This window comes from Austwickia sp. TVS 96-490-7B, from assembly GCF_019331795.1.
Lineage (GTDB): Bacteria > Actinomycetota > Actinomycetes > Actinomycetales > Dermatophilaceae > Austwickia.
In genome coordinates this window covers 497,090-509,696 of record NZ_JAHPZL010000008.1, presented here as the reverse complement: position 1 = coordinate 509,696, position 12,607 = coordinate 497,090, and the positions used below count along the sequence as shown (strand labels likewise).

The following is a 12,607-nucleotide window of genomic DNA, read 5'->3' as shown; positions in this document are numbered from 1 at the left end:
CGCCTCCCCGCAGGGAGACGGCGGGCCGTCTGGTGTTCCGGTCGCCCGGAGGGTGATCACGCGTCGGCGAGTGTCAAGCCGATCGTCGAGAGCAGTTCGTACGGCGGGATGTTGGTCCCGCCAGCTGCAATGGCCAGCAGCGCCGAGGCGAGGCTCGCCATGGCACTGGTCAGGATCAACGGATCCTGGTCTTCCATTTCACTGCGCAGCAGCTCGACGTACTCGTTGACACTGCATCCCCCGTCCATGCTCTGGACGCGCGCCGTCAAGATCGCCATGGCACTCTGCATACCTGGTGCCGGCGCCTGAACGAAGCCGCTCATAGGCCCCCATTTCCTCATGCCGGTCGCTCACTTCCCAGGGTGAGTTCCCGGCTCTTATCCCCAATGCCGCTAGTGAACCTTGATCTTGAGCGGTTGTCCAACTGGGACGGGTGCATGGATGCAAGGCTCCATGGGATGCCGTTTTCACCTGCGGTTCTGTCGAGCGGGACCGTCTCGGGGGGAGGACATGTGGGAAAGCGCCGTCGTGTCGCGGGGGTGTGTCTTGGTGTGTCCGGACCCCTCGGGCACAATGAACCGGATAAGCGCACATAGTTGTTCGTACGCCGAAGGGCCATTGGTCACGTTTTTGTCGTACGTTGGGTGAGCGTCGCAGGACACGACGTTCTCGGTGATGTTGCAGGCCGTTGGGGAAGACGTCCCTCGCAACTCACAGGAGGATCCGGATGTCTGTCGCGGCGCACGCTGCCCTGACCCAGGGCGTGGTGTATATCCACTCCACGCCTAGCTCGTTGTGCCCGCACATTGGCTGGGCGATCGAGTCGGTCCTCGGGGCGTCGGTGAAACTGTCGTGGACTCAGCAGCCGCTGGGTCGCACGTTGATGCGTGCTGAGCTCACGTGGTCTGGGGTCCCGGGCACAGGAGCTCACCTGGCGAGTGCGCTACGCCGCTGCCAGGATGTTCGCTTCGAGGTGGTGGAGGATCCCAGCGCGGGAGTAGACGGAGCGCGCTGGACGTACACGCCGTCGCTGGGCGTGCATCACACCATCGTCTCCACCAATGGCGACACTTTGATCAGTGAGAACCGGCTGCGTGCCGCATTGGCGGCAGGTGACCCGTCCAGTGTGCGGCGCGAGCTGGAGATCGCGTTGGGTTCTCCGTGGGATACCGAACTGGAACCATTCCGCCATGCCGGGGACAATGCTCCCGTGCGCTGGCTCCATCGAGTCAGTTGAGTGTCGTCGTCCCGGTCCGGTCTGGGCGGTGACGACGGTGGCAGTCTGGCTTGATGGGCTGCGCAGAGGGACCGGCCCCATGGGGATGGGGGCCGGTCCTGTGCGTGTAAGGGAGTGGGATCGGGTCAGCGGCAGCGCCGGAACGCCAGTGCGACGTTGTGACCGCCGAAACCGAAGCTGTGATCCAGAGCGACGATATCGCCGTCAGGAAGGGCTCTGGGGGTGTCGGCAACGATATCCAACGTGATGTCCGGGTCACGATGGTCAAGGTTGATGTGCGCCGGGGCGGTCCCTTCGTGCAGGGCAAGGATCGTGAAGATCGCTTCGAGTGATCCTGCAGCACCGAGCAGGTGTCCAGTCATGGATTTGGTGGCGCTGACGGCGACCTGATCGGTGTGTTTCCCTAAAGCGGAGCGGATGGCTTTGCTTTCGGCACGGTCACCTACTGGGGTGGAGGTGGCATGCGCGTTGATGTGGGCGATGTGGTTGATGTCGATGTTGCCGGTGCGGATGGCTTGGGTGATGGCAGCGGCGGCTCCGATGCCTTCAGGTTCGGGTGCTGCGACGTGGTGGGCGTCGGTGGTCACCCCGGCACTGACCAATTCGGCGTAGATGGTGGCGCCTCGGGCGATGGCGCTGTCGTAGCTTTCGAGGACGACGACGGCGGCTCCTTCACCGATGAGGAAGCCATCCCGGTCCGTGTCGAAGGGCCGGGAAGCTCGGACGGGGTCGTCATTGCGGGTAGAAAGTGCCTGCATAGCGGCAAACCCGCCGATGGGAAGTGGATGGATCGCGGCTTCGGTGCCGCCAGCGACGACGACATCGGCGCGGCCTTCTCGGATCATCTGCAGCCCTTGGGCGATGCCTTCAGCTCCGGAGGCGCAGGCACTGACAGGGGTGTGACCACCGGCGCGGGCGTCGAGTTCAAGGCTGACGGTGGCGGTGGGGGAGTTCACCAGCAGCATCGGTACGGCGAGCGGGAAGATGCGGCGCGGCCCCTTGGTTCGTAGGTTTTCCCACTGGTCGACGAGGGTGTGTACGCCGCCGACGCCGGTGCCGATGGAAACGGCGAGGCGTTCCGGTGCGACGTCGGGGGTCCCCGCGTCGGCCCAGGCCTCTCGTGCGGCGATCAGGGCGTACTGCGCGCAGGGGTCTTGTCGGCGGGTTTCCACTTTGGTGAGACGTTCCGCGGCTGGTACGGCGAGCGTGGCGCCGATGGTGACGGGAAGGTCATAGGTCTGGACCCAGTCGTAGGGCAGGGTGCGTGCGCCAGAGGTCCCGGCGAGCAGGGCTTGCCAGGTGCTGCGGACGTCACCGCCGAGCGGGGTGGTCGCTCCGAGGCCGGTGACGACGACACGTGGGGGCGTGGTGGGGCTCATGGAGGTACTCCTGGTCGCTGCGGTGGGTGAGCTGCGCGTCGTGGTAGCGATGCGGTGGTGCTTGGTCGGGATGTCCGGGTGTGGACACGACCGGGTACGGCGTGCTCGGCCTGACGGTGTCGTCATGACCGGGCACGCCGTGGGCACCGCAGCGTTTCAGCCCTGGGCGGAGCTGATGAAGGTGACGGCGTCGCGGACGGTTTTGAGGTTCTTGACTTCGTCGTCGGGGATTTTCACGCCGAACTTTTCCTCGGCGTTGACGACGATGGTCATCATGGACAGCGAGTCGATGTCCAGGTCTTCAGTGAACGACTTGTCCAGTTGGACGTCGTCGGTGTCCAGTCCGGTTTCTTCGTTGACGATGTCCGCTAGTCCGGCCAGGATTTCCTGTTCGTTCATGCCCATGTCGTTCTCCTTCGCTGGGCCCTCGTGGGGCGAGGGCGAGTCAGTGGTGCTGTCGGTGCCCGATTGACCCGTCGGGCGGCGGGAACTTGTCAGGGCAGCTGGACGACCTGGGCGGCCCAGGTCAGTCCGGCGCCGAATCCGATTTGCAGGGCAAGGTCTCCGGGGTGAGCCCGGCCACTGCGCAGCAGAGCCGCTGTGGCTAAAGGAATCGAGGCGGCTGAGGTGTTGGCCATGTCGGTGATGTCATCAGCAATGACGACGTGGTCTGGGAGGCGCAGTTTCTTGACCAGGGTGTCCACGATGCGCGTGTTGGCTTGGTGGGGGATGAAGACCTGGATGTCCTGGGCGGTCACACCGGCGGCAGCAAGGGCACGTTCACACAACGGAGCCACCGCAGTCGCTGCCCATCGGAACACGGAAGGACCTTGCATGTCGATGAACGGCCAGAGCGAGTCGGTCACGGTGGCGTCTGGCCGAGCGGGATCTCCTGGCATGTCAAGGGAAGCAGGAGCGTAGCGTTCTTGCGCTTCGGTCCAGCTGACTGACTGACTGATCATGGCGGACCCGGAGCCATCGGATCCCCAGGTGGTGGCGCTAATCCCTGGTGTGGCTGAGGGCCCAATCACGGCAGCGCCAGCGCCATCTCCGAAGATGAAAGCGGTGCCCCGGTCGCCCAGGTCTCGATAGTCGGAGAGTTTTTCCACCCCGACCACGAGGACGTGTTCGGCTCGACCTGATCGGACCATGTCGTCAGCGACCGCGACGCCGTAGCAATATCCGGCACAGGCCGCGGACAGGTCGAAAGCGGCGGCATTCTTGGTGCCGAGTCGTTCGGCGATCATCGGCGCCGCTGCGGGGGTCTGGTAGGGGTGGGTAATCGTCGCGCAGATCACCGCGTCGATGTCCGAGCCGGTCAGGTCGGCGTACGTCATCGCGGCGCGCGCTGCCTGGGTGCCCATGTCGACGACTGATTCGTCAGGCGTGGCCTGGCGGCGTTGCTGGATTCCGGATCGATCCTGGATCCACTCATCGGTGGAATCGATGTGGCGACACAATTCTTCATTGCTGATGATCCGAGCGGGCCGGTAGTCACCGATGCCCAGGATGCGGGTGTACGCCGGCCCGCGCAGGGTACGCAGTAACACCACGTCAGCGCACCACGGACAGACCGCTGTGTTCCAGCACCACCGCACGTGCAGCGTCGAGGTCGTCAGGGGTATTGACTGCGACGGTTTTGACGCCTTTCATGCCTCGTTTGGCTAGTCCACTCAAGGTGCTTGCCGGGGGTACTTCAATGACCGCAGTAATCCCACTATCCAGCAACGTCTGCATGACTAAATCCCATCGCACAGGTCGAGCGACCTGTGCGACCAGTCGGGTCACCAGATCCTTGCCGTCGCGGACCAGCTGGCCGTCTCTGTTGCTCACCACTGGAATCACGGCATCGCGGACGTCGTGGATGGCGGCAGCAGCCTGCAGATCAGCAACCGCAGGAGCCATGTGGGCGGTGTGAAATGCCCCGGCGACTTTCAGTGGGATGACCCTGCTGCGGGTCGGTGGGTTCTGGGCGAGCGCTTCTAGATCTGGCAGGGTCCCGGCCGCGACGACTTGACCGGCCCCGTTGATATTGGCTGCGGTGAGCCCTCGCTGTTCTAGGCAAGCAAGGACCTGCTGGGGGTCGCCGCCGAGGACAGCGCTCATCCCGGTAGGAGTGTGCGCGGCGGCTTTTGCCATGGCCCGACCTCTGGTGGCAACCAAGCTCAGCGCCTGATAGGGGCTCACGGCACCTGCTGCGGCGAGGGCCGTGAATTCGCCAACGGAGTGCCCGCTGTAGCAGGCTGGTTCAGGAGTGTCCGCGAGGAGCAATGGCAACACTGCTAGCCCTGCTGCGACAATCAATGGCTGGGCGACCGAGGTGTCTTTGATGGTTTGTTCGTCGGAGACGGTGCCGTGCGCGATGAGGTCGGTCTGGGCCGCGTCGGACAGGATCGACAGTCGATCGGAGACTCCGGGGATGTCGAGCCAGGGCTGGAGAAAACCGGGGGTTTGTGAACCTTGTCCCGGACAGATGATGGCGAACACGCGTCCAGCCTGTCCTAGCGATCGCCGGACCCGCAGGTGCGACAGACACAGGAAAACTTCAGCATCTTTGGAGGAACCCGACAAATCTGCCAGTTGAGGGCCGACGATCTCGCTGATGAAGCGCTTCAGCTGGACATCGTCACTGGTGGGGTGACTCTTTCCTCAGAAAAGGCCATGTCAACAACTTTTATAGTCGCGATGACAATCCATATAGTTGAGGTGACTCATGCGTAGGGCTAAGGAGTCCCCAACCTGTGGTGGGGCCGTTGCGTGTTGTGGTGCCGATAGCAATTGGGTTGACCGCAGCGCTCTTCGCTGTCGTTCACGCTCTGCTTCTGGCTGTGTCTTCTCATCAGGTGGGAGTAGGGAGGTCCTCGGCATCGGATGATGCGGATGTGGCTGCCTCGTCAAGACGTCCCACAGCCAGTGCGGTTTGCAGGACATACGCCTCACGGGGCGCCGTGGGGTCATATCCGGTGAGCGCGGTGATCCGGCCCAGCCGGTAGCGCACCGTGTTGGGGTGGACAAACAAGGCCCGAGCTGTCGCTTCGAGGCTTCGCCCGCAGGCGAGGTACGTCGTACAGGTCTCTTCGAGGCTGGCTCCGCTGGCTTTGCGTAGCGGTGTGAACACATGCCGGATGAGATACGACCGGGCGCCGGTGTCTCCGACAAGGACCCGTTCGGGCAGGAGATCATCGCTGCGCACTGGGCGGGGAGCTCCAGCCCAGGCCGGTGCGGCGCGTAACGCGGCGGCAGCTGCTCGTGCTGATCCGCGGGCGGAATGCAGCCGAGAGACGCGAGGACCGACGACGACCGGACCAGGTCCAAACGCTGGAGCCAGTGCGGTGGCGATCTGCTCGGGGTCGGTGACGCCACCGGCGATGACAATCAGACGGCTTTCCTGCGCTGAAATCAACAGGTCTACGCCCACCCGTCCAGCAGCTGTGCGCATCCGCTCAAGAGCACGCTCACCGGCATCGGTGGGGACGGCGCCCATCACCACGACGACGCCTTCGGTGCGATCCCAGCCGAGTGCCGCCGCGCGGCTGGTCAGTTCATCAGGACTTTCACCGCGAACCACAGCGTCGACGACCAGCGACTCCAAGCGAGCATCCCACGCCCCTCGGGTTTCGGCTGCTCCGGCGTATACCTGGGCGGCAGCAAAAGCGATATCCCGGCTGTATCGCAAAACGTCTTCGCGGAGTGCGGTTTCTTCACCGGCTGCGGCAAGTTCGGGAATGTGGTCCTCGACGACGTCGACGACTGTACGCAGTAAGTCCAAGGTCTGACGCAGCGAAATGGTGCGGGTCAAGCCGCGGGGGGCAGCAGCGAAGATTGACGCCGTGGCGTGATCATCGGTCTTGTCGGTGTCAGAGTGCACATACCAGTCGACGAATGATGCGAACCCTGACTGGACAACAGTGCCGACCCAGGACCGTTCTTGGGCGGACAAGTCGAGATACCACTCCAGGTGGGATTCCATATGGCGGTACGCCGCCGTGGTTAGCCGTCCCGCAGACCGTTCGACGGCACGGCTGGTCTCCTCACTGGCGCGTGGACTCCCCATTGGCAGGAGTGTACGGCGCGCCGGTAGCTGAGCCACCGGCGCGCCGTAGGACACTTCATCCTGAGGGATATCTCAGGCGTCGCCACCGGCGTTGCCGGAATTGCCAGCTGTCACGTCGAGCAGGCGGTATTTCTCAGCGGCTGCGGCTGGGACACCAGCGTCGATCTTGCCTTGGTCGGCGAGGAGCTGCAGGGCCCGGACGGCCATTGAGGGGCCGTCGATGTGGAAGAACCGGCGCGCTGCCTGGCGAGTGTCGGAGAATCCGAACCCGTCAGCACCTAGTGGGGCGAAGTCGCCTGGCACCCAGCGGGCGATGGCGTCCTGCAGGTCGGTCGCGAAGTCGCTGGTCGCCACCACCGGGCCGGACCGCTCGGCGAGCCGACGGGTGACATAGGGCACCTTCGGCGTGTCGCCGGGGGTGAGGAAGTTTTCCTCGTCACACGCCATGGCTTCGCGGCGCAGCTCAGTCCAGCTGGTGACCGACCACACGTCAGCGGTGACGCCCCAGTCGCTGCGCAGCAGGTCCTGCGCCTCCAATGCCCACGGCACGCCCACGCCGGAGGCGAGCAGTTGCGCCCGAGGAGCCTCGTCAGGATTGGACCCTTCGGGCAGTTCGCCTTCCTTGAGCAGATACATGCCCGAAAGCAGACCCTCAACGTCCAGGTTCTCTGGCTCGGCGGGCTGCACGATGGGCTCGTTATAGACCGTCAGGTAGTAGATGACGTCTTCAGCGTTGTCGCCGTACATCCGACGCAGACCGTCCTGAACGATGTGGGCGATCTCGTAGCTATAGGCCGGGTCGTAGTGGACGACAGCAGGGTTGGTCGCCGCGAGCAGCGGGCTGTGACCGTCCATATGCTGCAGTCCCTCACCGGTGAGGGTGGTCCGCCCGGCGGTGGCTCCGATCAGGAAACCTCGGGTCATCTGGTCAGCGGCGGCCCAGATCGCGTCGGCGGTGCGCTGGAATCCAAACATCGAATAGAAGACATAGAACGGCACCATCGGCTCACCGTGGGTGGAGTACGACGACCCGGCGGCGGTGAACGCTGCCAACGATCCCGCCTCGTTGATGCCCAGGTGCAGCATCTGACCCTGTGGGGATTCCTTGTAGGCCAGCATCAGCTCCGCGTCGACCGAGGTGTATTTCTGGCCGTGCGGGTTGTAGATCTTGCTGGTGGGGAAGAACGAGTCCATCCCGAAAGTACGGGCCTCATCCGGGATGATCGGGACGACCCGCTTGCCGAATTCCTTGTCCCGCATGAGTTCCTTGAGCAGCCGCACAAACGCCATGGTCGTGGCGACCTGTTGCTTGCCGGAGCCCTTCTTGATCGCGGCGTACGCCGAGGTGTCAGGCAGGTGGATCGATTCAGTCGGGACACGCCGCTGGGGGACTGCGCCGCCCAGTTTGCTCCGCAGCTCGAGCATGTAGTCGATGCGCTCATCGTCCGTTCCCGGGTGGTAGAAGGGGGGACGGTACGGGTCGGCTTCGAGCTGTTCGTCGCTGATCGGGATGTGCAGGGTGTCGCGCAGGTCCTTAAGGTCCTGCAAGGCCAGCTTCTTCATCTGGTGGGTGGCGTTACGCCCCGCGAAGTGCTGGCCGAGGGTGTATCCCTTGATGGTGTGGGCCAGGATGACGGTGGGCTGGCCGTTGTGCTGGACGGCCTGCTGGTAGGCGGCATACACCTTGCGGTAGTCGTGGCCGCCTCGCTTGAGCTTCCACCAGATGTCTTCGTCGGTCCAGTTTTCCACGAGCTTGAGAGCTCGCCGGTCCCGACCGAAGAAGTGCTCGCGGACGAAGGCGCCGTCGTTGGCGCGGAAGGTCTGGTAGTCGCCATCCGGGATGGTGTTCATCACATGGACCAGGGCGCCCTGGTGGTCGGCGGCGAGGAGTTCGTCCCAGCCTCGGCCCCAAATGACCTTGATGACATTCCAGCCAGCGCCCCGGAAGAAGGCTTCCAGCTCCTGAATGATCTTGCCATTGCCTCGGACCGGGCCATCCAAACGCTGCAGGTTGCAGTTCACTACGAAAGTGAGGTTGTCGAGCTCCTCCATGGCAGCCCACTGCAGGGCGCCGCGGCTTTCGACCTCGTCCATTTCGCCGTCGCCGAGGAACGCCCAGACGCGCTGGTCGCTGGTGTCCTTAATGCCCCGGTTGTGCAGGTACTTGTTGAACTGTGCCTGGTAGATCGCGTTGATCGGGCCCAGGCCCATCGACACTGTCGGGAACTGCCAGAACTCCGGCATGAGGCGCGGGTGCGGGTAGCTCGGCACTGACTGGATGCGTCCGTCGACGACGTGGCTCTTCTCCTGACGGAAACCGTCGAGCTGAGCCTCGGTGAGGCGACCTTCGAGGAAAGCGCGAGCATACATACCGGGGGAAGCATGGCCCTGGAAAAAGACCTGGTCACCGCCGCCGGGGTGATCCTGGCCACGGAAGAAGTGGTTCAGGCCGACTTCGTAGAGTGTCGCGGCGGAGGCGTACGTGGAGATATGGCCACCGACACCTACGCCTGGGCGCTGCGCCCGGTGCACCAAGACCGCCGCGTTCCAGCGAATGAGGCGGCGGAACGCCCGCTCTTGGTCCTCGTCGCCGGGGAACCAGGGCTCGGCTTCGACGGGGATGGTGTTGATGTAATCGGTGGTGGTCAGCGAAGGCACACCGACGTGCTGCTCACGGGCATGCTGGAGGAGGCTGAGCATGATGTATCGGGCCCGCTGCTCACCTTTGTCCTTGATGAGCTGATCCATCGATTCAAGCCATTCCTGCGTCTCTTCCGGGTCGATGTCCGGGAAGCGGCTGGGTAGGCCGTTGATCATGGGGCCGGCGTCCTCGATCGGCACGTGGGGTCCTTCCGTCAGGCAGGTTGGCGTAAGTCCTATCCTTCCATCACGACAGGACAAAGGTCACATGCGGCCCTCTCGGACGGCCGGGCATGCTTGGAAATCCGTGTGGCAGAAGCGATACGGGGGGCTCAGGGGGTGCCAAAACCCGGGTCCAGGGGAGCAGTTCCAGCGAGGGTGCTTGCGCAATCGACCAGGAACCGATGAACTTATCGGCACGTACATGGCTGCTGTCACCGGACAGCGGCAAGTGAAGGAGGTGCGCGCGTGGGCCTGACCGCGGCGAATGCCGGTGCGGTGGCCAAGCTCGGCTTTATGCCGAAGCAGGTGGTGCTGGAGCTCGGTTACGACGACGATGTTGCCGACGAGCTTCGGGGGCAGATCGAGGACATCCTGCAGGTCCCGTTGGAGGACGAGGAGTACGACGATGTCGTCGACGCGGTCCTCCTGTGGTGGCGTGACGATGACGGCGATCTCACCGATGCCTTGGTCGATGCGTTGACCACCATGGAAGAACAAGGCTTCATCGTGTTGCTCACCCCGAAGGTGGGGCGACCGGGTGAGGTGGATGCCAGTGATGTTGCCGAAGCGGCTACGACTGCCGGGCTGCAAGCATCGGCGAGTCTGAACCTGACGTCGGAATGGTCGGCCACGCGGCTGGTTGCTCCCAAGTCAGCTCGGCGCTGATCTGAGAGGTCGCTGATCTGAGAGGTCATCGCGCCGAGATGCTCGTTGGGGGTGGTTCTGCCACGCTTGCCCCATGACTTCTGGCGTGGTGTCTCCCGGTGACTGGGCTCCCGAGTTCGTTCTGAGCGATCAGTACGGGCGGGTGATGCACTCTTCCGTCCTGATTGCGCAGCGCCCTCTCCTCGTGGTGTTCTTCCCGTTTGCTTTCTCTGGGATTTGCACCGGTGAGTTGCGTGAGCTCCGGGATGAGCGGGAGCGTTTCGACCATCCCGGGGTTCACTTCGTGGCGATCTCCTGCGATCCGATGTACGCCCTGCGGGCGTGGGACGACGCCGAGGGCTTTTTCTTCCCGCTGTTGTCAGATTTCTGGCCGCATGGCGAGGTGGCCCGCCGATACGGTGTCTTCGACGATCAGGACGGCGCTGCGCGACGCGGCACCTTCCTGATCGGTCAGGACGGCAAGATTTTCTGGTCGCTGATGGAGGATCGAGGCACAGCACGGGACTTCTCCGGGGTTGATGCGGCGGTGGCTGCCCTGGCGAGTTGACGACGTATCTGAGACGGCGCGGTTGGTACCGGGCCGCCGAGCTGGCACAATGGACCGACGCCGCCGGTCTGTGACCGGCAAGGGCCTGTAGCTCAGTTGGTAGAGCACCGCGTTTACACCGCGGTTGTCGTCGGTTCGAACCCGGCCGGGCCCACGTGAGTGACGTACCGGACCATGCCGTACCTCCGTACGGGCCGAGCGGAGACGCACCCGGAGACGTGCTCCTACGTGATGTCCTCCAGGTGATTGAGGAGCTTTACCCGAAGGACAGCGCTCAGTCGTGGGATCGGGTGGGTGTCGTCACCGGTGACTTGGACCAGCCCATTCGTCGGATCCATCTGGCCGTCGATCCAACGCTAGAGGTGATTGAGGAAGCTCGCGCTGCTGGCGCTGACCTTTTGATGACCCACCACCCACTGCTGCTGCGGGGGGTGCACTCTCTGGCTACTCATACGGCCAAGGGCGCCGCAGTGACGGCCCTGATCGTTGCGGACATGGCCTTGGTGACAGCGCACACCAACGCCGATGTCGCTGAGCCTGGGGTCTGCACCGCCCTAGCCCAGGCGGCGGGGGTCACGCAGATGCGCCCCTTAACTCTGGAAGAAGGCCGTCCGATGGGGCGCATCGGCAGTCTGGGCGAGTCGATCAGTCTCGCGGAGTTCGCATCTCGGCTTGCTTCGGCGTTACCAGCTACCCCCGTCGGCGTCCGTGTCTCCGGACCGCCACAGGCACCAGTGACTACTGTCGCGGTCGTTGGCGGCGCGGGAGACTCCCTGCTCGACGAGGTACGCCGCAGCGGCGCCGACGTCTATGTCACCGCTGATCTACGCCACCATCCTGTGGTGGAATCCCGGGAGGAATCCCGAGGCGGGCCGCCGTACCTCGTGGACGCTGGCCATTTCGCCACCGAATGGCTCTGGCTGGAGGAGGCTGGGCGCCGCATCATCGACGGTCTGGGCCCTCGCGGCGCCGAGGTCGACACCTTTGTGAGCCGTATCATCACCGACCCATGGACATTCGTCGTGGGCACCGCCGGACCCGATGACGTGCCCGGGACGACAGGGATCGACCAGGGAGGACTTCGGTGAAGGCCGAACACGAACGGCAACTACGTCTGTTGGATCTGCAGGCCCTGGACACTCGATTGGCGCAAATCGCCCATCGGCTGGCCAAACTGCCCGCTCAACAGCGCGTTGACGAGCTCTCCCGCGCACGCAACGCTGCGGAGTCCGACCTGGTCAAAGCCAAGATGCAGGCGTCGGACGTGAGTCGTGAGGTCACAAAAGCTGAAGCAGACGTCCAGGTGGTGCGGGATCGAATGGCCCGTGACCAGGCCCGCTTGGATGCGGGGGTGTCGGCGAAGGAAGCTCTGTCCCTGCAGCATGAGTTGGAGTCATTGACACGACGGCAGGCCGCTTTGGAGGACGACCAGCTCGACGTCATGGAACGGGCTGAAGCCACCGCTGGACTCGTCGCCTATGTCGAGGGTTGCCTCCACGACGTCGCCACAGAACTCGCCGAAGCCGTCGCCGTGCGCGACGAAGCGCGATCTGCGTTGGAGACCGAAGCAGAGCAGGTACGGCGTCGTCGCGCTGACATGACCCCGTTGATCGGCGATGACCTTTTGGCTCTCTACGAGAAGATCCTGGCGCAGACCGGGATGGGCGCAGCTGCGGTCCTCCACCGTCGATGCGAGGGATGCCGGTTGGAACTGCTCGGTGACGATGTCGCTCGCATCAAAAAAGCCCCGGTCGACGAGGTGGTGCGCTGTGAGGAGTGCCGTCGCATCCTGGTGCGCACCGCCGAATCCGGTCTGTAGATATTCGCTTCGGCTGTGTCAGCCGAAGCACTCCCGTGATGGT

12 protein-coding genes and 1 tRNA gene are annotated in these 12,607 nt (G+C 64.1%); 6 read left to right on the top strand and 7 right to left on the bottom strand.

What is annotated here, in order from left to right; all coding sequences use genetic code 11:
- Positions 1-56: 56 nt before the first annotated feature.
- Positions 57-323, bottom strand: coding sequence for a hypothetical protein (locus KEM60_RS12860; RefSeq protein WP_219107979.1), 267 nt, complete (start codon positions 321-323; stop codon positions 57-59).
- Between the two features lie 404 nt (positions 324-727).
- On the opposite strand from KEM60_RS12860, the gene KEM60_RS12855 reads away from it, so the two are divergent.
- Positions 728-1,237 carry a DUF3145 domain-containing protein gene (locus KEM60_RS12855; protein ID WP_219107978.1) on the top strand — a complete coding sequence of 170 codons (510 nt, stop codon included), beginning with the start codon at positions 728-730 and terminating at the stop codon, positions 1,235-1,237.
- Positions 1,238-1,362: 125 nt separating this feature from the next.
- On the opposite strand, the gene KEM60_RS12850 is transcribed toward KEM60_RS12855, so the two are convergent.
- The 6 genes from KEM60_RS12850 to aceE form a co-directional block, all read right to left on the bottom strand.
- Positions 1,363-2,616 carry a beta-ketoacyl synthase gene (locus KEM60_RS12850; RefSeq protein WP_219107977.1) on the bottom strand — a complete coding sequence of 418 codons (1,254 nt, stop codon included), beginning with the start codon at positions 2,614-2,616 and terminating at the stop codon, positions 1,363-1,365.
- Between the two features lie 156 nt (positions 2,617-2,772).
- The gene (locus tag KEM60_RS12845) at positions 2,773-3,021 is read right to left on the bottom strand and encodes an acyl carrier protein (RefSeq protein ID WP_219107976.1); all 249 of its coding nucleotides are present in this window, start codon (positions 3,019-3,021) and stop codon (positions 2,773-2,775) included.
- 89 nt (positions 3,022-3,110) lie between these two features.
- Positions 3,111-4,169, bottom strand: a complete 1,059-nt coding sequence (locus tag KEM60_RS12840; RefSeq protein WP_219107975.1) for a beta-ketoacyl-ACP synthase III — start codon at positions 4,167-4,169, stop codon at positions 3,111-3,113.
- A 1-nt stretch (position 4,170) separates the two neighbouring features.
- Complete coding sequence (locus KEM60_RS12835; RefSeq protein ID WP_219107974.1) at positions 4,171-5,103, bottom strand: ACP S-malonyltransferase; 933 nt, start codon at positions 5,101-5,103, stop codon at positions 4,171-4,173.
- Positions 5,104-5,455: 352 nt separating this feature from the next.
- Positions 5,456-6,670 carry a CdaR family transcriptional regulator gene (locus KEM60_RS12830; protein ID WP_255574611.1) on the bottom strand — a complete coding sequence of 405 codons (1,215 nt, stop codon included), beginning with the start codon at positions 6,668-6,670 and terminating at the stop codon, positions 5,456-5,458.
- 72 nt (positions 6,671-6,742) lie between these two features.
- The gene (gene aceE / locus KEM60_RS12825) at positions 6,743-9,487 is read right to left on the bottom strand and encodes a pyruvate dehydrogenase (acetyl-transferring), homodimeric type (protein ID WP_219108222.1); all 2,745 of its coding nucleotides are present in this window, start codon (positions 9,485-9,487) and stop codon (positions 6,743-6,745) included.
- Between the two features lie 291 nt (positions 9,488-9,778).
- Here aceE and KEM60_RS12820 point away from each other — a divergent pair, with 291 nt between their 5' ends.
- The 5 genes from KEM60_RS12820 (at position 9,779) to KEM60_RS12800 (ending at position 12,564) form a co-directional block, all read left to right on the top strand.
- Positions 9,779-10,198: a DUF3052 domain-containing protein gene (locus KEM60_RS12820; RefSeq protein ID WP_255574609.1), complete on the top strand. Its 420-nt coding sequence runs from the start codon at positions 9,779-9,781 to the stop codon at positions 10,196-10,198.
- Between the two features lie 73 nt (positions 10,199-10,271).
- The gene (locus KEM60_RS12815) at positions 10,272-10,745 is read left to right on the top strand and encodes a peroxiredoxin (protein WP_219107973.1); all 474 of its coding nucleotides are present in this window, start codon (positions 10,272-10,274) and stop codon (positions 10,743-10,745) included.
- Positions 10,746-10,826: 81 nt separating this feature from the next.
- Positions 10,827-10,899, top strand: a tRNA-Val gene (locus tag KEM60_RS12810).
- Between the two features lies 1 nt (position 10,900).
- Positions 10,901-11,833 (top strand): Nif3-like dinuclear metal center hexameric protein, encoded by a 933-nt coding sequence (locus KEM60_RS12805; RefSeq protein ID WP_219107972.1) that lies wholly within the window; start codon positions 10,901-10,903, stop codon positions 11,831-11,833.
- Positions 11,830-12,564, top strand: a complete 735-nt coding sequence (locus KEM60_RS12800; protein WP_219107971.1) for a zinc ribbon domain-containing protein — start codon at positions 11,830-11,832, stop codon at positions 12,562-12,564. Before KEM60_RS12805 ends, KEM60_RS12800 begins: the two co-directional genes overlap by 4 nt.
- The last annotated feature ends 43 nt before the right edge of the window (positions 12,565-12,607 follow it).

Coding starts and splice junctions, on each gene's coding strand:
- KEM60_RS12815 (WP_219107973.1), top strand. CDS start 10,272: ATGACTTCTGGCGTGGTGTCTCCCGGTGACTGGGCTCCCGAGTTCGTT.
- KEM60_RS12830 (WP_255574611.1), bottom strand. CDS start 6,670: ATGGGGAGTCCACGCGCCAGTGAGGAGACCAGCCGTGCCGTCGAACGG.
- KEM60_RS12850 (WP_219107977.1), bottom strand. CDS start 2,616: ATGAGCCCCACCACGCCCCCACGTGTCGTCGTCACCGGCCTCGGAGCG.
- KEM60_RS12845 (WP_219107976.1), bottom strand. CDS start 3,021: ATGGGCATGAACGAACAGGAAATCCTGGCCGGACTAGCGGACATCGTC.
- aceE (WP_219108222.1), bottom strand. CDS start 9,487: ATGATCAACGGCCTACCCAGCCGCTTCCCGGACATCGACCCGGAAGAG.
- KEM60_RS12855 (WP_219107978.1), top strand. CDS start 728: ATGTCTGTCGCGGCGCACGCTGCCCTGACCCAGGGCGTGGTGTATATC.
- KEM60_RS12860 (WP_219107979.1), bottom strand. CDS start 323: ATGAGCGGCTTCGTTCAGGCGCCGGCACCAGGTATGCAGAGTGCCATG.